Annotated in this window: 21 protein-coding genes; 5 read left to right on the top strand and 16 right to left on the bottom strand. The window is 32.7% G+C overall.

The window, feature by feature from the left end:
- Positions 1-169: 169 nt before the first annotated feature.
- The 11 genes from NK213_RS15120 to NK213_RS15070 all read right to left on the bottom strand — a co-directional run bounded on the left by NK213_RS15120 (position 170) and on the right by NK213_RS15070 (position 8,350).
- The gene (locus NK213_RS15120) at positions 170-790 is read right to left on the bottom strand and encodes a Fic family protein (RefSeq protein ID WP_253350478.1); all 621 of its coding nucleotides are present in this window, start codon (positions 788-790) and stop codon (positions 170-172) included.
- Positions 780-1,232, bottom strand: coding sequence for a hypothetical protein (locus tag NK213_RS15115; protein ID WP_253350477.1), 453 nt, complete (start codon positions 1,230-1,232; stop codon positions 780-782). The genes NK213_RS15120 and NK213_RS15115 overlap by 11 nt, the downstream gene beginning before the upstream one ends.
- A gap of 201 nt (positions 1,233-1,433) precedes the next feature.
- Positions 1,434-1,895, bottom strand: a complete 462-nt coding sequence (locus NK213_RS15110) for a PTS sugar transporter subunit IIA (protein WP_253350476.1) — start codon at positions 1,893-1,895, stop codon at positions 1,434-1,436.
- 55 nt (positions 1,896-1,950) lie between these two features.
- Complete coding sequence (locus NK213_RS15105; protein WP_253350475.1) at positions 1,951-2,289, bottom strand: hypothetical protein; 339 nt, start codon at positions 2,287-2,289, stop codon at positions 1,951-1,953.
- 20 nt (positions 2,290-2,309) lie between these two features.
- Complete coding sequence (locus NK213_RS15100; protein ID WP_253350474.1) at positions 2,310-3,140, bottom strand: ADP-ribosylglycohydrolase family protein; 831 nt, start codon at positions 3,138-3,140, stop codon at positions 2,310-2,312.
- A 150-nt stretch (positions 3,141-3,290) separates the two neighbouring features.
- The gene (locus NK213_RS15095) at positions 3,291-4,037 is read right to left on the bottom strand and encodes a DUF4253 domain-containing protein (RefSeq protein WP_253350473.1); all 747 of its coding nucleotides are present in this window, start codon (positions 4,035-4,037) and stop codon (positions 3,291-3,293) included.
- A 360-nt stretch (positions 4,038-4,397) separates the two neighbouring features.
- Positions 4,398-4,772: a hypothetical protein gene (locus NK213_RS15090; protein WP_253350472.1), complete on the bottom strand. Its 375-nt coding sequence runs from the start codon at positions 4,770-4,772 to the stop codon at positions 4,398-4,400.
- A 207-nt stretch (positions 4,773-4,979) separates the two neighbouring features.
- Positions 4,980-5,417, bottom strand: coding sequence for a hypothetical protein (locus NK213_RS15085; protein ID WP_253350471.1), 438 nt, complete (start codon positions 5,415-5,417; stop codon positions 4,980-4,982).
- Positions 5,418-5,479: 62 nt separating this feature from the next.
- Complete coding sequence (locus tag NK213_RS15080; protein WP_253350470.1) at positions 5,480-6,826, bottom strand: Nramp family divalent metal transporter; 1,347 nt, start codon at positions 6,824-6,826, stop codon at positions 5,480-5,482.
- 30 nt (positions 6,827-6,856) lie between these two features.
- Positions 6,857-7,669, bottom strand: a complete 813-nt coding sequence (locus tag NK213_RS15075) for a ZIP family metal transporter (protein WP_253350469.1) — start codon at positions 7,667-7,669, stop codon at positions 6,857-6,859.
- Between the two features lie 24 nt (positions 7,670-7,693).
- Positions 7,694-8,350 (bottom strand): metal-dependent transcriptional regulator, encoded by a 657-nt coding sequence (locus NK213_RS15070; RefSeq protein ID WP_253350468.1) that lies wholly within the window; start codon positions 8,348-8,350, stop codon positions 7,694-7,696.
- A 258-nt stretch (positions 8,351-8,608) separates the two neighbouring features.
- Here NK213_RS15070 and NK213_RS15065 point away from each other — a divergent pair, with 258 nt between their 5' ends.
- The 3 genes from NK213_RS15065 to NK213_RS15055 are packed head-to-tail and all read left to right on the top strand — an operon-like array spanning position 8,609 to position 10,738.
- A complete protein-coding gene (locus NK213_RS15065) occupies positions 8,609-9,460 on the top strand; it encodes a hypothetical protein (RefSeq protein ID WP_253350467.1) in 852 nt (283 codons plus the stop codon).
- Between the two features lie 45 nt (positions 9,461-9,505).
- Entirely contained in the window at positions 9,506-9,910 is a 405-nt protein-coding gene (locus NK213_RS15060) for a VOC family protein (protein ID WP_253350466.1), read from the top strand.
- A 36-nt stretch (positions 9,911-9,946) separates the two neighbouring features.
- On the top strand, positions 9,947-10,738 hold the full coding sequence (locus NK213_RS15055; RefSeq protein WP_253350465.1) for a DKNYY domain-containing protein: 792 nt from the start codon (positions 9,947-9,949) through the stop codon (positions 10,736-10,738).
- Positions 10,739-10,882: 144 nt separating this feature from the next.
- On the opposite strand, the gene NK213_RS15050 is transcribed toward NK213_RS15055, so the two are convergent.
- The 4 genes from NK213_RS15050 to NK213_RS15035 form a co-directional block, all read right to left on the bottom strand.
- Positions 10,883-11,335, bottom strand: a complete 453-nt coding sequence (locus NK213_RS15050; RefSeq protein ID WP_253350464.1) for a hypothetical protein — start codon at positions 11,333-11,335, stop codon at positions 10,883-10,885.
- 299 nt (positions 11,336-11,634) lie between these two features.
- On the bottom strand, positions 11,635-12,222 hold the full coding sequence (locus NK213_RS15045; protein ID WP_253350463.1) for a hypothetical protein: 588 nt from the start codon (positions 12,220-12,222) through the stop codon (positions 11,635-11,637).
- A 23-nt stretch (positions 12,223-12,245) separates the two neighbouring features.
- Positions 12,246-13,502, bottom strand: coding sequence for a DKNYY domain-containing protein (locus NK213_RS15040; protein WP_253350462.1), 1,257 nt, complete (start codon positions 13,500-13,502; stop codon positions 12,246-12,248).
- A gap of 13 nt (positions 13,503-13,515) precedes the next feature.
- On the bottom strand, positions 13,516-16,497 hold the full coding sequence (locus tag NK213_RS15035; RefSeq protein ID WP_253350461.1) for an exodeoxyribonuclease V subunit beta: 2,982 nt from the start codon (positions 16,495-16,497) through the stop codon (positions 13,516-13,518).
- A gap of 186 nt (positions 16,498-16,683) precedes the next feature.
- Here NK213_RS15035 and NK213_RS15030 point away from each other — a divergent pair, with 186 nt between their 5' ends.
- Positions 16,684-18,111 (top strand): MFS transporter, encoded by a 1,428-nt coding sequence (locus NK213_RS15030; RefSeq protein WP_253350460.1) that lies wholly within the window; start codon positions 16,684-16,686, stop codon positions 18,109-18,111.
- A gap of 81 nt (positions 18,112-18,192) precedes the next feature.
- Here NK213_RS15030 and NK213_RS15025 read toward each other — a convergent pair whose 3' ends face one another.
- On the bottom strand, positions 18,193-20,847 hold the full coding sequence (locus NK213_RS15025; RefSeq protein ID WP_253350459.1) for a phosphoenolpyruvate synthase: 2,655 nt from the start codon (positions 20,845-20,847) through the stop codon (positions 18,193-18,195).
- A 466-nt stretch (positions 20,848-21,313) separates the two neighbouring features.
- Here NK213_RS15025 and NK213_RS15020 point away from each other — a divergent pair, with 466 nt between their 5' ends.
- Complete coding sequence (locus NK213_RS15020; protein WP_253350458.1) at positions 21,314-22,114, top strand: hypothetical protein; 801 nt, start codon at positions 21,314-21,316, stop codon at positions 22,112-22,114.
- Positions 22,115-22,282 lie beyond the last annotated feature (168 nt).

The raw sequence follows: 22,282 nt of genomic DNA, 5'->3' as shown, positions 1-22,282 counted from the left end.
TTTCATAATAAAGTCCTCCTGTTTTTAGTTTATCATAAAAAGATTTTTTTATTTACAGACTTTTTATCACAGGCTCCGAAATCTCGTAAAATTAAGCTGTGTAAAATATAATTCAAAATGATATGAAAATGCGGGCTTAATTTAGCCGCATCTTTCATAATATAAATAATCAGACATCAGCAAATAATTTCCCAAATAACTTTTCCAAAAGTTCTTCATTTGCATAAATTGAAACAATGCAAGCTTCTACATAATCATCTATATTAAGCTCACAAAATTCTTCCAAATTAATTCTATATCCTGATTCCAAAGCTAAAATACGAATATATTCTCTTAGAGCTCTTCCATTTCCTTCTCTAAAAGGATGTATTGCATTTATATCTGCAAAAAAATCAGTAATCTTTTTTATGAATTCATTCTTTGGCAAATTTTTTAAATAATTATCATTTTTGAGTTTTTGAAATATTTCTTTCATCTGAGTATTAATATATTCATGTCTGCAAAAATTAGTAGAACCTTTTGAAATATTAACATTTCTATACTTTCCTGCAAATTTGTAAATATCTTTGAATAAAAAATTATGAATTTTTTTAAAACCATTTTCAGATAAATCCGTTATAGGCCTACTAAGAAGTATTATTTGATTAGTTGTAACCAGTTTATTTTCCATTGACTTCAATACATTAGAATTCTTAATATCTAATATATTTTTCAAAACTTTTGTCCCTTGATAACAATATATATAGTCTTCCCCGTCACTCATATAAATATCATAAACATCAATATCCATTCTTTTTCTTCCAATACCCCCTTAGTATCTCTTTTTTTAATTTTTCTGCTTCTTCCACTATATTTTCACTTTGATATAATTTTCGTAATTTTCTTTCATAAGTTTTTGGTAAAGAAAAATTCTCTATCTCATTACTTTTCAATACATAGTCAAAATTATTTTTTTTACTTTTGATTACTCTAAAAACTAATTCGTTAATTCTATTATTAACTTTTATAATATCAAATTCCAATTTTCTATATCTGCTGTCCAGAACCCTTGTCAATTCATTTATTATTCTTTTAAGCAGGTCTATTACCTGAGTTGAACTGTAACTTTTTGGTATATTTAATATTTCTCTCAGTTTTTTTATTGTCAGAGTAAAATTATCTTTATTTATGAGATTCTTTGATATATATGAGTAGTATACTGGTGTATATTTAGATTTAAATTCACAATACATAATTATCCTCTTCCATTTCTTTTCTTCTATTTTAACAAAAACCATCTTGTTTGTCAATAAACCAAACATACATAAAACCCTTTAAATTCAATATTCACAGGGATTTTGAAAAACTCTTGAATACAGTAAAAAATTAAAATCTATATCCTTTATTTAATACCAAAAAGCTGCCTTTCCCGTGCAAAGACAGCTTTATCTTATTTATGCTTCATATTTATTAAGAATTTCATATATTTCTTCTTTAGTTGTTACTTCCATAATCTTTTTTATGTTATTTTCATCAAGAAAAATCTCAGATATTTTAGCAAGAAGACCTAGATATTCATTTGGATTTTCCTTTGGTGCCACAATCATGATAAATATTTTAGAAGGCTGCTTATCCAAAGCGTCAAAGTCTATTCCTTCTTTTGAAATACCAAAAGCCAGAGATATTTTCTTTACTGCTCTTGCTTTTAGATGGGGTATTGCTACTCCGTCCTGAAATCCTGTAGAACATGTTTCTTCTCTGTTATTTAATTTTTCTATGAATCTTCCATAGCCGCTCTCATCTACAACTCCTGTATCCTTGAACGTTTTCCCCATTTCATTTAGCAATTCCTCTTTTGTTTTTGCTTTCAAATCTAATATTATTCTGTTTTCATCTAAAAAATCACTAATTCTCATGTACTTCACTGATCCTTTCGTTTATTATCCCTGTTTTTAGAGATAATGCATAGTTTTATATCAAAAATTTTTTTAATAAATTTTCAGGTACACCATAAGTGGCTGAAAAATAAGAAGTCACTCCCTCATTGAGAAACTTACTGTACGCATCCCTGTACCATTTCGAATTATCAGCGGGAATGCCGTAATCTTCGTATATTCTGACATTAAAAAACTGTCTGTCCGGCCACGGCTCAATACCAAAAATTTCTATTCCGTAAAATTCAGCCCTGTCCAGTACTTTTTCAAAATCTTCTTTGCTGAAATACTTTATTAAAGGTGAATCAAAACCATCGTTCAAATCCTCCAGATCATAAAATATATACTTTTCCAAAAACTCTTTCTCTTTGTTCAAAATTCCCCGGAACCTCCTTTTCATATAATCAGGATGTCAGCTTTGCTGTCTGACAGTCCGCCAAGCTTTCCGGCAGCCCCGAATATCATTCCCAGTATAATCCCTCTTACTGCAAAATCTCCCTTAATTCTTATATTAGCATACTGTGCTTCCTCAAAGCTGCTATATTTCATACATATATACAGTATTACGGGAAATTCATCTTTTTCCAAAAAATTTTCAACTTTATTTCCACTTCCTTCGGAATTACAACTCAGATTTTCCGTTACCTGAGAATATATTTTTTCCAGATATTCATACTTTTTCTTATCACTGCGAAAACTTCCTGCAGTAAACTCTGCCGCCTCTTTTATATTATGTGTTTCACATATTCTGTAAAGAAACTTTACGAGAAATTCAGTAACTAAAAGTGATCTGTAGCTCGTATGACTTATCTGCACCTGCTCCAAAGCTTTTTCCAGTGCGGTCTCCCTGTCTTTTTCAAAACACAGAATCGGGGCAATCCTTGCTGCACCTCCGAGTTCTTCTGATTCATATCCAAACAAATAACCATTTTCATAATATTCCAGTGATTTACATGTAGCTTCATCAAGGTACCCTTCATATGAAGTCATATTCTTTATCCAGATTTCCTTAAATGTTTCAAAATCAAATAAGTTCTCCGAGACATAATCTGCCAGCATTTTTATCTGATATCCGTAATGTGTAAGTCTGTCTCCGCTGTCTTTCTTATGATAAGTTTCTGATAGTAGTTTATCAGTTTTAGAACAAATTTCATAGTTATTTTTTATATTTTCCAATGTGCTTATATCTCCTGAAAAAGCGCCTGCGAGTATCTCCGGCAATACCATAAATGTGTCCTCCTTTTACAATCCCCGAAAATTGCTTCTCACCTTTTAATACTCCGATGAATAAAAATTTTATCAATAAATATGAAACCGCACACGGATAATTAACTTCTCAGTTTATCATTCCAGAGACTTTTTCATAATTTTATTAATCTAATCCCACCAGAAATACCATGCAGAGGAATTTTTCAGCGTGCTTGCCAATGCTCTGATTCTGTCCCATCCGCGTGCAGCCTGCATGACTATGTCATAGCAAAAAGCAAACTGCTCTTTCGCCAGATTCTCAGCATCTTCCTCAGTTTTCGGAGGATTTCCCACTTTCATTTCCCACACATCGTAAGTCACTACTGCAGGTACAGCACCGTATTTTTCATACCAGTGACGAAAAACTGCTGTCTGTGCCGCAGGTTCGGGACAATCGTTAAATCCTCCCATAGGAATCCACGCTGCTATTTCCCACGGATTTTTTACAGGTATTTTTACCATGAGTATTTCTTCATGCGGAGCGGCCTTATCCATATGTGAATAAAAACGGTGATAAGGTTCTACTTCCAAAAATTCTCCGATTATATCCATATCTTCATGCATTTCAGAATATTCCGCGAATCTTTCGTCTAAAAACTCTTTCACATTAATTGATTCTGCTTCATTAATTATTTCTTCTCTGCGTTTCTTTATTTCCTCCCGGCTGTTTTCCAGACCGGCATCCTCAAGATCGAGTTCCAGTCCTTCTGTAAGTATATCGCTAGGTACGACTATCACAGGATAAAACCCTTCTTTGGCCCCCAGACTGCTCCATTCGTTGAATTTTTTTATCAGTCTTTCATCATTTGTTTCATTTTCAAAGATCTCGTATTCACAATCCAGAAAATCCACTATAAATTTACACTCTTCAGTCATATCTCACCCTTTCCGATAACAGCATATCTTATATTAATTTTCTTAATATCATTATACTATATATTCCCCCAATAAAAAAGCTTATATCTGATATTCGGCTCTAAATTAAACAAAGGCTGATTCCTAATGAACTTCGCCTGTTGTAAATATAATGGTTTTCTCATCTTAATCGCATATCATTGCTAAGAAGATCAATATTTATATAGCTTTCAGCATATAAAAACTTAAATTAACATAAATAATGGGCAGATTATCGCTTCTGCCCTTTTTGATACCCTTAACATTAATATTTTAAAGATATTCAGATTTTAATTGTACCTATAAAAAAAGAACCCGTTTTCAAAGGTTCTCTGGTTATCTTTAACTTACCTCTATTTCATCTTTCTTGCCTGCTATTTCAATAAAAAAATACACTATCGGCACTATTGTACTTAAAAAATACATTCCTATCAGATAAAGTATCTTGGCAGTATCTCCTATTCTTTTATTTTTTACAATACATATTGTAAAAATTATTAAAGTTGCATAAACTGCAATATTTACTAAAAAAGCAAAAATTATCACAAATACTGCAAAAAATACAAACTCTCTTCCGTCTGAATATGCCAAAGATCCATCTATTGCGCCGAATATTATTCTTATATAGAACATCAGAATTACAGCTACAAAAGCAGATGTTACCACTAATGGTGAAAAAGATAATACTCCCAGCCATATTTTCTTAGTTTTGCTCATTAATTTCTTCCTCCTTATTTCTACATCTCTATTAAAAGAATATTTATTATACCATAATTTACATATTATAAAAAGAATTCTTGTCAGTCAGCTTCAAAGTCTTCTGCCTTTTCTGAAAATTAGTACCTGATCTTACAATACCGGAATGAATATTATCAAAAAAAAGTTTCAGAATTTCTATATTCTGAAACGATTCCTGTTTGATATTTATTCTACTCCCAGATTCTTTAGTATTTCATATATTCTGTCACGGTCATCTTCTGTGAGTTCTCTGATAAATTTATATGATTTCTTATCTCCGCTTACTTTCAAATCTTTTTTCGTTACATTAAATGTAGTCATGTCATTACTTTCTGATCCTATGCTAAATGCATACATTCTGCTGTTTGTACTCACAAGAGTTCCATTTTTCCCTTCTGAAATACCAAGGTATAATCTCATTATGTCACCAGGAACAGCATCAGGTGCCCCGTCAGGTCTGACATATCCGTCATAAAGCACTACTTTTTCTCCGTCAGCAGTGAATATATAATATACTCCTCCGTTTGTATACTCTTTTGTATTAGAGTAAACTCCTGATTTCGCTGTTTCTGAAAAACCTAACAACCCTATAAAAAATAACATAGCAAACACTATTTTTTTCATTTTCTTCTCCTTTTTAACGCCTGTTTTATAAAAATAATATCACAAATTGTAATAAATGTAAATTACTTTGTACTCTTCCTGTTTTTTATAGGATAATAAAATATATATCCCAAAAATATCAATGCGGCGATTAAAAAACTATAAATGAAACATCCCAAAAGAAATATTCCTGATCTTAACTGTGTATCAGCTATATCAAATACTAATTTTATATTCAGTAAAATTATAGTAAAAGCAACAATCCATGCGACTATTTTTGTAAAATTTCCTATGACATATCTTCCCATAAGCTTGCTGCTGCTTACAAAATGTATCAATGGCACTACTGCAAAAGGAAGCTGTATACTCAGAAGTACCTGACTCAATATAAGAAGATCCCCTGTTTCCTGTGAACCACCTATCATTATTATAATAACAGCAGGAATAACAGCCAGCAGTCTTGTTGCCAGCCTTGTTTTCCACGGAGCTATCTTCATGTCTATAAAGCCTTCCATTACTATCTGCCCGGACATTGTCCCTGTAATAGTAGATGACTGTCCTGCTGCAAGAAGTGCTATCCCGAACAGTGCAGGTGCCAGTTTTGTCCCGAGCAGTGGTTCCAGCAGATGATAAGCATCCTGAATCTCCTCTATCCCAAAGTAACCCTTCTTATGAAAAGTAGTAGCTGCCAGTATTAAGATCGCGCTGTTTACTAAAAAGGCCAGATTCAGTGCTACTATTGAATCTATTTTATTATATTTCATTTTATCTTTTTTGGATATTTTCATATCATTTATTACAATATTGGAATGCAGGTATAAATTATGCGGCATTACAGTGGCACCTATTATTCCTATTGCTATATAAAGAGCTCCCGAATCGGATATCTTCGGAATAAAGCCATAAGCAACCTCACCCAGATCCGGCTTTACAATAAGAAGTTCCACAAGAAAACTCATTGCTATTATACTTACAAGACTTATTATAATTATTTCAATTGTACGTTTTCCGCTTTTATGCAGAGCCAGAATAATCAAAGTATCAAAGGCTGTTATTATAATTCCCGCAAGTATAGGAATATGAAACAAAAGATTCAGACCAATTGCCGTACCAAGAACTTCTGCGAGATCTGTGGCAATTATGGCTATCTCAGCCAAAACCCACAAAGTAAATGAAGTCTTTTTCGGATATTCTCTTCTGCAAAGCTGTGAAAGGTCTCTTTCTGTTACTATTCCTATTTTTGTGCATAATATCTGTAATATAACTGCCATAATATTCGACATTAACAATACCCATATAAGCTGATAACCGTATTTACTACCTCCGGCTATATCTGTTGCCCAGTTTCCCGGATCCATATAACCCACTCCCACAAGATATGCGGGACCAAAGACAGCAAACATTTTTCTAAAATTTTTTATTTTCTTCATTTCGCTTACCTCTCTGTACTAAAGACTTTTCTACCCTAATGCCACATCCAGTATCATCATTATAGTAAATCCAAGCATTGCTCCTACTGTAGCTGAATCTGTCTTTTCATCCCTCTGTGCTTCTGGAATAAGCTCTTCTATACATACAAATATCATTGCCCCTGCTGCAAATGCCAGTGCAAAAGGCAGAAGCGAAGTCATTTTTATTACAAATAAGGCTCCTATGACACCTGCTATAGGCTCTACTATACCAGACATCTGCCCGTAAAAGAAACTCTTTCTTCTTGACATCCCTTCACGCCTCAAAGGAATTGAAACTGCTGCTCCTTCGGGAAAATTCTGTATTCCTATTCCCAATGCGAGAGTTATTGCACCAAGATAACTTCCGTTGGCGCCATTCAGGGCTGCTGCTCCGAATGCTACTCCTACTGCAAGTCCTTCTGGTATATTATGAAGAGTTATTGCAAGAATAAGAAGTATACTTCTCTGCCAGCTTGTTTTTATCCCTTCGGCCTTCTTTGTGTCCAGTCCCATATGTAAATGCGGCAGTATCTTATCTACTACAAGCAGAAATAATCCGCCTGAAAGAAATCCCGCAGCTACCGGTACCCATGCTACATCACCATTTGCCTCGGCTATTTCCAGAGCTGGAGCCAAAAGTGACCAGAAGCTCGCAGCTATCATCACCCCTGCTGCGAATCCCAGCATAGCGTTTAGTATTCCTCTTTTTATATCCTTAAAAAATATTACCATGGCCGAACCCAGTGCAGTAAGAAACCATGTAAATAATGTTGCCAGTAAAGCCTGTAGCACAGGATTCACTGCTCTGATACTTTCTAACATATTTCCTCCTTAAATTATGTACTATTAATCTAATATTCTTAATCTGAAATGCTCCTGTATTTTTTCAGACAATACCAGATTATCTCTGTTATTTTCCACTCTTATAATAATGGTATTGTCAGTTTTCAGTTTTTTCAGAATTTCTACCCATTTTATATTTTTTATTCCAAATTCTTCTATATACTTCTCCGCTGTTTCATCTGTAAGAATAAGCTCACCTACCATGCCGCATTTTACTTCTGACATTTTATAAAGCTTTGATTCTTCTTCCCAGAAAATTATATTTGGAATTTCGCTGCCGTGCGGGCAGATAGCAGGCTCTTTTAAATATTTATAAAGTCTCTCGACCAGCTTAGCAGAAGCATTATGTTCCAATATTTCTGCATCATCATGAACATCATCCGACTGATACCCCAGCTTATTTACAAGAAAGTATTCCCAGACCCTGTGTGCTTTTAATATAAATAATGCTTCACATTTTCCGTTTTCAGTAAGCTTTATTCCTTTATATGCATAATGCTTTACAAGAAGCTTTTTCTCCAGTCTCTTTATCATTTCATTTGCAGAAGGGACTGATATATTCAGATAATCGGCAATTTTTTTTACTGCGACAAACTCGTCTTCTTCTGAAAGCAGATATATTCCTTTTAAATAATCCTGTTCATTTGCGGATAATTTCATTTTTCCTCCAATTTACACTTAATTCATTTTCTATATAAAACATTATAGCATACCCTTATATTTTTTTGTATATTTTTTTATTTTTTTATGGCAAGCATTATAATTTTTATGAAAAAATCGTGATAAATATTATATTTTCACATTTTTTATTTTTAAAACTTATCTTTTTTTCAACAGTTTGTTTCCTGTTTAATTGACTTTTTTATATCTTTACGTTAAAATTTATTATAAATATAAAAAGAAAGTGGGGGAGTACATATGCGTATAATGCTTATTTATCCCAAATATCCATTAAAAAACATTGTCGATCCTGACTGGGAAGAAGAGTATAACGCAGTTTCAAAAATGCCGTTTCTTGAAACAGGATTATATGACGAATATGAAAAACGTCTGATTTTCAGCAAGCTATACGAAAATGAGAACTACATATTTTTATACAGAGGCTGGATGCTGGAACCGGAAAATCATCCTTCACTTATATTTCCACAGTATAATTGGTTTTCTGATCATATCCAGGCCAAAACAGCCAACAGCGGATTTTTTTGGACAGAGTTATTAAAACCTTATATTATAGGCCCTACTATTTTATATCCGAATGAATTTTTAGATAATCTTCAAGAAGAGAAAGGTACGGAATCTCGGGATGTACTAGGGGAAATATTATATTCTCCCGCAGCTTCTGAGCTTGGAAATTCAATTTTTGTAAAAGATGGTGTAAAATCAGAATCAGAACCTGTTATTTCATCAGCTGAAGAATTAAGTCTCTTATTATCTAAAATGAAGAATCATATTGGAAAATTTCGTGATGGTTTGATTTTTAAACCGGCAGTCAAAGTTGAAAATGAAAAACGTTTTTTCTGTTTTGCTGTAAATAACAATGTCAGTATTTTTCCTTCTGATAATATCCAAAATGAGGAAAAGGATTTTCTTAACAATATTATAAATACTGTTATTCCAGCATTTAATCTGAATTTTTTCACGCTTGATACTGCCTGTGTGGATGGAAAAACAGTTTTAGTAGAACTCGGACATGGTGAATATTCTTCATTAAAAAATCTGTCCACTGAAGAGTTTTCTGAAACACTGGAATTTATTGCAGAAAAAATTTAATAATTATTTTATATCTATAAATTTCATATATCGAAAGGAGTTCTTATGACAGAATCTAATCAAAAAATTCTTCCTTTTTTATCTTTCAAAGGTAATGCAGAAGAAGCCGTGAATTTTTATATATCTTTTTTTCCCGAAGCAAAAATAATTTCTCTTGAACATATTACTGATAACGCTTACGGTGAACCGGGAAAAGTCTTAAATGTTCTTTTTGAAATAATGGGGCAGCAATTTATGGCAATGGATATGGACGGAACACATTCACCGGAATTTTCATGGGCTGTTTCTATGTTTATAAACTGTAGTTCAGAAAATGAATTCGACATGATTTTTGGAAAGCTTTCAGAAAGCGGCTTTGTTATGATGGGCCCTGAGCCTGTTCTTGAATTCAAAAAAGTCGCATGGGTGACTGATAAATATAATGTCACATGGCAGCTTGTCTGGAAATAATTCCGGAATATTAAAAAATTTACTTATGAGGTGTATATGAAAAAATTACTTTTATTGATCTTTACAGGACTTTCCCTGATTTCTTATACTGATTCTCTGGAAGATCATACAGCAGATTGCTACAGCTGTTACTTTACTAAGGGAAATTCAGTTTATTTCAGCGACAGCTACCATCCTTTTAAAATTAATGAAGCTGACTATAATTCATTTGTTATTCTAAATAAAATTTACGCAAAAGATAAAAATCACATTTACTTTTTCGGGGATATTTTCGAAAACGTGGACAAAGATACTTTTATAACTCTGTCTGAGTTTTACGCAAAAGATAAAAATTATATTTACTTTGGAGATCAGACACTTAAAAATATTGATTTTCTCAGTTTCAAAGCTTTAAATGATTTTTATGGAACTGACAAAAACTCTGTTTATCTGTTTGACACAAAAATTAAAAATGCCGATCCGTCTACTTTCCATACTCTTGACGGCATGTATGCAAAAGATAAAAGCCGTGTATATTTTGAAGGGAATGTTATAGACAAAGCAGATACCACAAGTTTTGAAACATTAAACCATTCATATGCAAAAGATAAGAAAAATGTATATTATTTTAAAGCCGCAGTGAAAAATGCCGATACAAAGACTTTTCGTATTCTTAACGACGAATATGCAGCTGATAAGAACTATATTTACTATGACGGACTGACAATAAAAGATTCTGATCCTGATTCTTTCGAAATTTTAGATGATAATTTCGTAAGAGATAAAAATCATATCTATTTTTGGGGCAGTATTGCAGATGATGATTATAAAATTATAAACAAAAAATAATTTTCACTTCTTATCTGAAATATGAAAGAAGAGACAGCACTAAAACAACTGTCTCTTCTTTACTTATTCAATTATAAATTTCAAAAAATCTTTTAATTATAATGCTCTAATATTTCTCTTTCCGCTCCCGCATATTATAAAAAATTAATAACCAAGTTTATTCAGTATTTCTTTTACTTCTTCAGTTTTTGATCCCGGAACATTAAGATAGATAAAGGTTTCCCCTACTCTTGATACCACTTTATATGAAGAGTTGCTTTTTAAGGTGTATTTAGAAACATTTCCTATAGATTTCTGAGTTTCTACCATACTGTTTCCTTTAGTTTTCTCAATTTTTTCTTTATTCAGATTATATGAACCTACAGCATAATCTTTATTTTCAGTTACATAAAATTCTATCTGGTATCCGTCTTTCATGGCTATTAATACTGCCTTAGCCCCTTTTCCTGCGTATTTTTCAGAAATATCGACTATCTGATATCCTTTCTGTGTCATTTTACTTTTGAATTCTTCAGCAGTAACTGCTTTTTTGGCTTTACATCCTGTAATTGAGAATACTAATGCCATACTGATCAAAAATAATATAATCTTTTTCATAAATCCTCCTTGTTATTTTCATTTAATATTGTTATTCTAAATTTTATTTTTCTGCCTGAAAATCTTATTAAGTTTCTTTCTGGTATATTTTTATCAAATCAACAGCTTTTTAAAACGATTATTCATTCTATAATAAAAATATATCTATTTTGTGAAAACAGAAATTTATAAATTTAAATATTATATTGTTACATTATAGCATAGTTTTAGTAAAAATATTATTCCCAAAAGAAAATGTGCAGTAAAAAACCCTGAAATTCTAAAACAGCCTCATTTCAGGGATAATTTTAACATATTTACTATTGCTCTATATTTATTTCTATTGGTATTCTTATATCCGAATAAGTCTTGCTTCTGTCCTCAAGGATTACTTCTCCTGTAAGTTTCCCTTCTGTTATACGCATATTCTTATTATTTTTCACTCTCAAATCCGAAATATCAAAATTTACTGTAAGAGTCTTCTCCTCATTTGCCTTAAAATTTAGTCCTGACGCTGTCTCTATTACATAGCTGCTGTTCCTTCCGTCAGGAGAAACCTCCACACCTACTCCTGTTCCTGTACGTGTTCTTCCTCCGGAACCTATGCCTATTCCCACACCGATAACAGGGCTGAAACTCCATGATGTTTTCTTTTTCAGCTCTATCTCATATTTATTGCCTTTGTCATCAGTATAAAAAAGTGCACTGCTTGTCCAAAACTTTAATTTTTTGTCTGTACGATTAGTAAGTGTAATTATATCAAAAAATTTACTTTCAGGCTTAACAGTTTTTACTATAGACGCAGGACTAAGTTCCACAGGCCCGCCTGAAATAACCGTCTGCACATCTCCAAAAACCGAAGCTGTCAAAAAAATCATAAATACTAAAAATCTAAAATTTCTACCCATAACTTTTTCTCCTTTAATATTTTTTACCTTCTCTGTTTTTGTATACCTAAAATTCCGTTGATAATTTTTTTTCTAAGCTTTTTTGCATCTTCTGCTGTGTTCAAATCTTCAGGATTGACCTCTTTCAGTCGCTGCCCCGCATAATACACATTCTTTTTGTCCTTAATCAGCTCATCACCCATATATACAAAACTTTTCCCGTCTATATCCGTCTCAAGCTTCCTCTTTTTACCAAGAAGTGAAGCACTTCCCAGATACAGCACATTATTTTTATAAAGATAATAAGGACCGCCTATATATTTAAGCAATGCAGGCTCAAGCTTTTCAAGTACTGAATCACCGCTGTATACATGATTTTTATCCTTGGCAAGATTTTCTTCTCCAAGTTCTTCAAAAGTTTCAGGATCTACACCCTCCACAGGCATGCTTCCCCAGTAAACTTTTGTCTTGTCTTTTATATAAATCCCGTTTTCCCATATTTTATAGCTGTTTATATCAATATCCAGAATCTGCTTTGATTCATAAATATGATTTTTATCTTTGGCATATATATTCCCGATTTGGACAAATGTCCCGGAATCCACGTCTTTTATAATCTCACCATAATAATAGACATGACTTTTATCTTTAGTGTATATTTCACTTTTCTTTTTGCTCATATCCGGTACTATTACAAATGTTTCGGGATCTGCATCCTCTACTACCCTATATTCCATATAGACATGATTGCTGTCCTTGGAATATGTATCAGAAAGCGGGGTAAAAGTCTTTATATCCGCACCGCTTATTTTTCTTCCGTCATAATATACATTTTTATCATCTATAACATAGTTTTCCATTAATAGTCTAAACTTATCAATATTAATGTCCAAAGGTTTTCCTTCTCTGTTATAGATTTTTTTCCTGTCTGAAAAATATTTAGGGAGCTCTCCTCCTATTGCAAAAAATGTTTCAGGGTCTGCACCTTCCAGAATATTTTCACGATAATATACATTATTTTTATCCTTGGACATATAATCGCCCACTATCGCAAAACTGTCTATGTCTGCCCCGTCTATTATTTTGTTTCCGAAATATATATGATCCTTATCTCTAGCATAGTCAAAATTGAGTATTTCAAAGGTTTTTTTATCTACATCATACATAGGATTCGTTTTATAATGAATTATATTAAATTTTTTTGCATAGGTACCGTTTAGGATGTTATCATCCATTGCATCATCTTTATTACAAGAAATTACTGCCGAAACTAAAATTAATGTTACTAGAAACTTCCTCATTCTTACTCCTTTACTATAATCTGATGAACTCTTTTTTGAAATCATAATCCGGAAGTTTTTCTTTTAATATTTCTTCATATTTTAAAATTTGCTCCTGATTATGAATTTCTCCGCTTTTAAAATCTAAAATAACCGCCTTTTTACCGGTCTTGTCTAATAGCAATTTATCTATCCTGTAAACTTCACCTGTCACACCATCTGTAATTTCAAATTCATTAAAAACTTCCCATGTTCTGCTAAAAAGCTCCTTATTACCAAAAATAAAATTATCCGCTCTTCTGAAAATTTCTTCCAGTTTGGATTTCCCCAGCATATTTCCATACTTCTGGAATACCTGAGATCTGGCAAAATATCTTTCTTCTTCCCCTGCGTACTTTATATTTTCAAAATAATAATGGACAGCCAGCCCTTCTTTTCTTGAGTTTTCTATTTCTAATGATTTTGTACTTTTTACTATTTTATCATATTTTTTATTTTCTATAAAATATTTCTTTATATTTATTGATTTTTTTTCTGTATTTTTATTTGTTTCTTCTTGATTTCCGCATGTTCCGTCTGAATAAAAAGAATTTAATATTTCTTCCATTTCCATTCCCGAAGCTTTGTAAAGAGCCTTTTCCAGACTGTCACCCCTGAAACCTTTTTTCCCTGTATAGTAAAATATGTATAAATTAGATTTCGCCCTTGTAAGTGCCACATATAGATTATTTATCTTTTCATCTTCCTCTTTCAGATCGCTGTTTTTCGGCAGCTTTCTGTATTCTTCCAAAAGTTCTATTATTCCTCTGTTTCTGCTGTTAAAAATTATATAATCTTCCACTTTGGTGAAAGTATCAGAAAGCTCCACGAGAAACTCAAGCGCTCCCCCGTTATTTCCCTTTTTCCCTGAAGAGTCTATCAGATAATATACTGTATTATATTCCAGACCCTTTGATTTATGTATTGTTGTCAATATTACCGCATTAGTCTCATTAAGTCCCTGAATTGACAGTAATTCTCTGTTCTCCTCTGTTTTAGCGAGAAACTCTTCCATTGACTCGAATTTAAGCATAAGATTATACAGATATAGAATATTTTTATACACAATACTGCTTTTCTCTTTTTTTATTATGTTAAAATTCTCAAAAATATACCTTACTTTATCAGTATACTCCATTTTTTCCAATATAACTATCTTTTTAAAAAATTCTTCCAGTACTCCCGGATGCTCTTCCCTGCCTTCAATATATCCTTGTATTTTATGTTTATTTTCCAGTATATACCTTAGATCCTCAGCATTTATATCTACAAAGTCGCTTCTCAAAAATTTTACAAGAGATATAAAATCTTTATAAACCAAAAAGTGCAGCAGATAGAATACAGCCTCGGTTTCTTCGTATTCTTTCAGTGTTTTGTTACTTTCCAATATGAACGGTATTTTATTAGTCTCGAGATAAACCGCTATATTTGACAGTTCACTGTTTTTTCTTGCTATAATTGCAGTATTTCTGTAATTCCCGTTTTCTTTCAGGGAAGCTGTTATATCTCTTATTATCTCTTCTGATGTATCTATTTCGGAATTATCATTATTATATACATTCAGCTCCAGATATCCTTCCGGGGAATTATACTCCACCTCTTCATAATCCCATGTTTCATTTATATTATTAAAAAAGCTGTTTAAAAATAACATGACTTTCTCTTTTGTTCTGTATGTTTTTACCAGAGAGTCCACAGTTACGTCGCCGTCCAGTATATTTTCCAGATTTTCAAACAGTTTTTTCTCTCCGTCTCTCCATCCGTAAATAGACTGTTTCGCATCTCCCACAATAACGGCATTTCTGCTTCCCTCTACTATTGCCCGCAGAATTCTCCACTGAAGTACACTTGTATCCTGAAACTCATCAATAAATACAGTTTCTATCTCATTTCCAAAAAAGTCATAAAATTCCTCTGTTACTTTTCCGTTATTTATATATCTGTTATTTTCCATAAGAAGTTTATATGTATATATCGTTCTGTCATTATTATTAAATGATTTTTCCGAAAACCTGATCTGGTCATATATCCCGAAAATTATATCGGAAATTTCAAAATAATCCTTTTCGTAGCTGATGATCTCTTCATTGAATATATGTTTGGCAAGAACTTTTTTATATGCTCTGTATTCTTCGCGAAAATTTTCTATTCCTTCTTTATACTTATTTCCTCTGGTTTTATTCCCGTTCCAGATTACATCACTTGAAGCCTTCAAAAATTCCCTTATATTTTTCACAAAATATTTTTGTTTTTCATCCTTACCGGAAAAATTATTATATGACAAAAATGGCTCTTTGAGAATTTCTTCTCTGCCGAGTTCTGAAAGTGACGTCACTTCGTCTGAAATAATCAAAAGTCTTTCAGTCTCTTCCAAAAGATCTGTTTCTTTGTATTTTTCCCTTAAAATCCTGTTATTCCCTATGAATTCAAACTTCCACCTGTTCTGTATCAGCTGGTCTATAAGATTTTCATATTCCTCAAGGTCTCTTCTTCTTTCTTTCAGCAAAAAACTTTTTACTTTTTCCATATGATATCTGTTTGAAATAAGTTCTGCAAGTACATTTTCGATTATCTCCTTATTTTCATCATTATCCACAGTATAAGTATAAATATGCCTTTTCTCTGCTATAAGCCTGTCAAAGATGATCTTTATAAATGAATCAATTGTGTATATTTTTATTTTATCCTTATTAAAAATAATGTCTTTATATATTATTTTCATTTTTTCCCTGTTTACTGCAAGCTCCGGCTCTGCTTTTTTTATATTTTGCAGTATCTCATTACCAGCTTCTGTTCCTTCGGCTATTTCCTCCAAAAATAAAAGTACCCTCTCCCTTATTTCAGATGTAGCCTTTTTCGTAAATGTCATTACGTATATTTTTCTGAAATCTGTTCCCAGAATCAGTTCTTTTATATATTCTAAAGCCAGACTGTATGTTTTCCCAGTTCCGGCACTTGCTTTTATTATTTTTTTCATTGATATTCCTTTCAGGAATTTTCTTCTATTATAGCATAAATCTGACTTTATAAAAACATCCCGGCTTTTCCGATTTTTTTCTTTTCCCTTTGTTTCCAGCCTTTTTCTGGCTTTTATATTTTTTTTAAATAGTTTTATACCATAAAATAAGCTATAATACTTGTATACTAAAACAAGGAGAAATATATGGACAAGAATGAAACTCACTCACATAAAAACAAATGGATAATATTAATTACTGTTCTGCTTCTCATATTTATGTCTACACTTGATGGAAGCATTGTCAATGTAGCACTCCCGGCGCTTTCAAGAGAGCTTGGAGTTTCTAACAGAGCTGTAAGCTGGGTTGTATCCAGCTATCTTATAACTATCTGTACAGTTATTCTTATTTTTGGAAAACTCGGGGATTTAGCCGGGAAAACAAGAGTATTCAGATATGGTGTTCTTGTATTTACTTTCGGGTCTTTTCTCTGTGGTTTTTCCTCATCACTGACAATGCTTATTTTTTCAAGAGCATTACAGGCTGTAGGAGCTGCCGCTGCAATGGCTACAAGTCAGGGAATTATTACCCAGACTTTCCCGAAACACGAAAGAGGTAAAGCTCTGGGATTAAGCGGAACCTTTGTTGCGCTGGGTTCCATGACAGGCCCTCCCCTTGGCGGATTTTTGATTTCACTGGTTAACTGGAACTATATTTTTTATATAAATGTCCCTATTGGAATTATTGCATTTATTTTCTGTCTGAAATTTCTTCCTGAGGAGAAATATGAAAAGGTGAAATTTCCTGATATAAAGGGATTTCTTCTTTTCTCTGTATCTGTAATATCTTTATTTATAGCTATTATCGAAGGTGAAACGCTGAAATATACTAATCCTGTTATTCTTGCATGTTTTTTTATAGCTGTAGTAAGTTTCGCAGTATTTATCTATGTGGAGAAAAACACTGCCGACCCGATGCTCGATCTGAATATATTTAAGTCAAAACTTTTTTCCATAAGTATTTTCTGTGCATTTATTGTCTTTATAGCTACGTCGTCTGTTGGTATTATACAGCCTTTTTATCTACAGTATACTATGAAATTTTCTCCGGAAATGACCGGCCTTTTGATGATGGCATATCCTGTAATTATATCTGTTACTGCCCCAAGCAGCGGAACACTTTCAGATAAGATAGAATCAGAGCTTCTGACATTTCTCGGACTTACAATTATAAGCATAGGTTTATTTCTGATGGTACTTTTAAATGAACATACACCTACTGTGATCTTTCTGTTAATTGTAGTTGTTATGGCTTTTGGCGCAGGATTATTCCAGTCTCCTAATAACTCTCTTATTATGTCCACTGTAGAAAAAGATAAACTGGGTATAGCAGGAAGTGTAAATGCACTGGTAAGAAATCTTGGAATGAGTGTAGGAACGGCTATGTCCACTGCGGTGCTTTATTCCAGAATGAGCAGTCTTGCAGGTCACGAAGTAACGAGCTATATTACAGGAAGAGACGATATTTTTATAAATTCTGCAAAATATGTTTATATAACTGCCGGTGTGCTGTGTATAATCGGAGCTTTCATTACCTTTATGCGGCTTCATAATTCAAGGGTAAAACATTTTTAAGGTATTAATACCTTGTCTGATTTATATTTTTTAAGAAAAAAACACTTTTCTCTAAACAAAGTTATTGAAAAGTGTTTTTTATTAATCTGTTTTTTCTATTATTTCCACATATCCTTCTGTTCCGTTTACCCGTATTCTGTCACCGGTCTTTATCCTCCCGACAGCTCCGTCTGCACCCACTACAGCTGGTATGCCGTATTCTCTTGCTACCACAGAACCATGTGTCATCATTCCTCCGACTTCTGTTACCACAGCTTCTGCTGCAGTAAACAACGGAGTCCATGCAGGATCGGTATACGATGTTACCAGTATTTCCCCTTCTTTCAGATCTGCTTCATTTAGTTTCAGGATGACTTTTGCTATCCCTTCTCTCACACCTGCTGAAGCGGCAGTCCCGATAATTGCTCCTTCGGGAGCACTGTTATTCCCTGATTTATCTCTGAGTATCTCTCCGTCACTTGTTATCATACGGGGAGGGGTCATTTTTTTATAAAGTTCAAAGTCTGATTTTCTTTCTTCAAGGATTTTATCTATACTTTCATCGTATGTTCCTTCCAGAATGCTGATTATTTCATCAAGAGAAAAATAGAATGTATCTTCCTTCTCATCAATAACCCCAGCTTCCACTAATACTTCCGCTTCATCCAGAACAGCTGTTCTCATTATATCTAGAAATTTTACTATAAAATATTTTGGTGATTCCCGGAATCCCATCATATTTCTGTATATTTTTATAAATCTTGCTGCTTTTCTTGCTTTTGAATTACCAAGTTTTTCTTTTATGCCGTTTATTATTTTTTCTTCTGCTTCCTTTGCTGTATGAAGTCCCTTTTTGAATTTTTCATGATGCTCATTCATTTCACTTGCTCTGATATGATTCATAATAAGCGGAAGGATATCCACAGGTGCTTCTTTCCATCTTTTCACGGTTACATCTATTTCACCTGTACATCTCATGCCGTACTTTGTGATGAATTTCTTCATTTCCAGTGTAAATTCCAGATTAGTTTTCAGATTTTCCAAATCATCCCAGAAAGTTTCATTTGTGGTATTCTTCATGAAATTTTCCAGTTCTTTGCTTCCCCTTGCCATATCAGCCATATCATATATTTCCATCATCATATCACTGGTAACATTATTCTCGACAGACATGTTCAGCTGCGCAAGCAATTCCCCTGTTTCTTCTTCTCCAAAGCTTTCTATACACATTTCTCTTATCTTTGCCTGAGCTGCCATAGCAGACGCCGGGAATTCTACAGCTTTGGAAAACAGAAAATTCAGCATTCCGCTTACATACCATCTGATTCTTTTTATTTTTCCAATTCCATTATATGAATTTATGTCTCGTTCCCATTTTAATGCTTCATTTCTAAAAAACTTTTCCCCTCTTGCTCTTAATCTGTTTACATTCCAGACATATAAATTTAAACCTGTTTTCAAAAATATCGGAGCAAAAAATTTCTCGGCTTTTTTTGTAAATTCTTCATCTGCGGCGAACTCGTCGCCTCTGTCAATTAATTCCCTGATAATATGTGCTCCATGCTCATCAGCATATTTCATAATATTTGAAATATTGTCTCTTACTTTCGGTACATTTAAAAGATAGCTCAAATCTATATAAATTCTTCCTCCGGCCTCATACTGAACAGATACAGAATTTTCCGCACCAAATTTATCAAAAATTCTTGTTATCTCAAAAACTGATAACGCCAGCGGTTTCATCGCATCAGTCATCATCTGTATATGTCCGAATGAAAAAAATACATGTTCTTTGCCGTCATATGTCTTTGGAATAGGAAATAACGAAGTTATCGGTCTGCTTTGAAGTATATGAAATTTTCCCTGATAAAATCCCCATTCTATATCCTGAGGACTGCCGAATGTTTTCTGGATTTTCTGCCCTATATCCGCAAGTTTCACTATCTGCTCATCAGTCAGAACCTGCTTTTCCATATATTCATCCACTATTTCCACTTCTATGACTCCGCCTTCATTGTCAGGAAAAATTCCCTTTTCTTTTCTGGCTATTTTTTTTGTAATTATTTCGGAATTTTGAATCTGATAAAAATCCGGAGTTACCAGCCCAGATACCAGAGCTTCTCCAAGACCGTACCCTGCATCTATATCTGTCACTTTTCTGTTTCCGCTTATAGGATCTGCCGTAAACATAACTCCCGAATACTCTGATCCGATCATTCTCTGGACTATAACTGCAAGTTTCACCTCACTGTTGTCAAATCCGTTTTTATTTCTGTATACGACTGCTCTCTCTGTGAAAAGTGAAGCCCAGCATTTTTGCACAGCTTCCACGATATTTTCATATCCTCTGATATTCAGATATGTATCCTGCTGCCCTGCAAATGATATTCCTTTCAGATCTTCCGCTGTTGCACTCGATCTTACGGCATATGCATAATATGCCCCCAGATTATTCCATGCACCGTACACTGCTATTTTTATTGCTTCCGAGACCTCTGTCTCAGTTATTAGGTTTCTTATTTTCTCTGCAGCCTCAGCTATTGAGTCTGTATTTTTATAATCAAGCGTGTTTAGTTCTTTGGTCATCTCTTTTAATGTTTTGTTTTCCATAAGCAAGTCATAGGCTTCTGTAGTTACACAAAAACCTTCCGGAACAACAAATTTATTATTAAATAACTCTCCGAGATTAATCCCTTTTCCCCCTGTAAGATGGAGTTTTTCCTTATTTATCTCATTAAAATATAAAATATATTTCATACTTTTCCACTTCCTTAAATAAATCTCCCGATAACATTAATATATTAACATAATATGAACCTATCTTCTATTACTATTTTTTCATTTGTCCTATTATCCTTTGAGAGTATCTAAAAATAAGGATAATATATATATTTATTTCATTTTTTGTTTTTTTCATGTTTCTTACTATTCTACTATTTTTTTTGTTTAATGGCAATAAAAATGGCAACAGAAATTTATAAATTAAAAAGAGCCTTCACCCTTTTTTTATTTGCTTTCTTTTGAGTATTTTTTTAGTCTCTGTATTTTTCTGTCGCTCTCATTTCCAAAGCTCTATATAATTCTATATCAATTTTCAAAACAATATTTTCATTTATTTTATAAAATAATAATAAAAGTTAAAAATTATTTTTTTATCTATATTAAATTTTTACACCAAATATGATATTATATACTTGCTATTAAATTTTTGAGGAGGTTAAAATTGGAAAAACTAAAATGGTATCAGAAAAAATGGGTTATAATATTATTTTTACTGTTTATTTTCCCGATCGGTCTTATTTTACTTTGGATCAATAAAGGATTTACACAAAAAACTAAAATAATATTATCTGTTGCATTTGGTATATTTTTCATCATTGCAATGGTTAACGGTGCTGCCCAAGAAAAAGACTCGAATAAATTATACACTCAAGCTATCGAAGAGATTAAGCAAGGAAAACTTTCAGAAGCTAAACAAAGTCTTGAAAAATCAATTGAGAAAAATTCTAATGAAGAGTCTAAAAAATTAAAAGGTGAAATTGATAAATTAGAACAAACTGAATTTATCAACAATATTATTGGGACTTTAACAGATAATGAATACAAGCAGGCTAAAGAAGGAAAACTGAATAAACAATTTCTAGCAAATGAATCTTTGAATACACTATTATTACAAAAAATTAAAAATGATAATAATAGTGATAAAATAAGAGAAGAACAAAAAGTAAGATTAAAAGCTGAAGCAGAGGCGAAAGCAAAAGAAGAAAGAATGAAATTAATAGAAAAACAATTCAGTTCTTGGGACGGTTCTCATAAAAATTTGACTGAATATATAAAAAGTAATATGAACGATGCTAAAAGTTACGAACACGTAGAAACAAGATATAAAGATAACGGTGAGACAATCTATGTTGTGACCAAATTCCGTGGTAACAATGCTTTTGGAGCTAAAGTTATCGGTGCTTGCGAAGCTACTGCAAATACAGAAACCGGAGAACTGACAAATATCAATTGTGAAAATTAAGAAATTATATCAAAAAAGATACTGATGAAGTGGTCTAAAAATTGGGCAGTTATCTCAAAAACACTGTAAGGATTGAATTCTGTATTGTACAGGGAGCCTGTGATAAAAAGTCTGTAAATAAAAAAATCTTTTTATGATAAACTAAAAACAGGAGGACTTTATTATGAA

This window comes from Sebaldella sp. S0638 (genome assembly GCF_024158605.1).
GTDB lineage: Bacteria > Fusobacteriota > Fusobacteriia > Fusobacteriales > Leptotrichiaceae > Sebaldella.
Note: the sequence above shows the minus strand (reverse complement) of the source record. Positions and strands in the feature narration are given on the sequence as shown.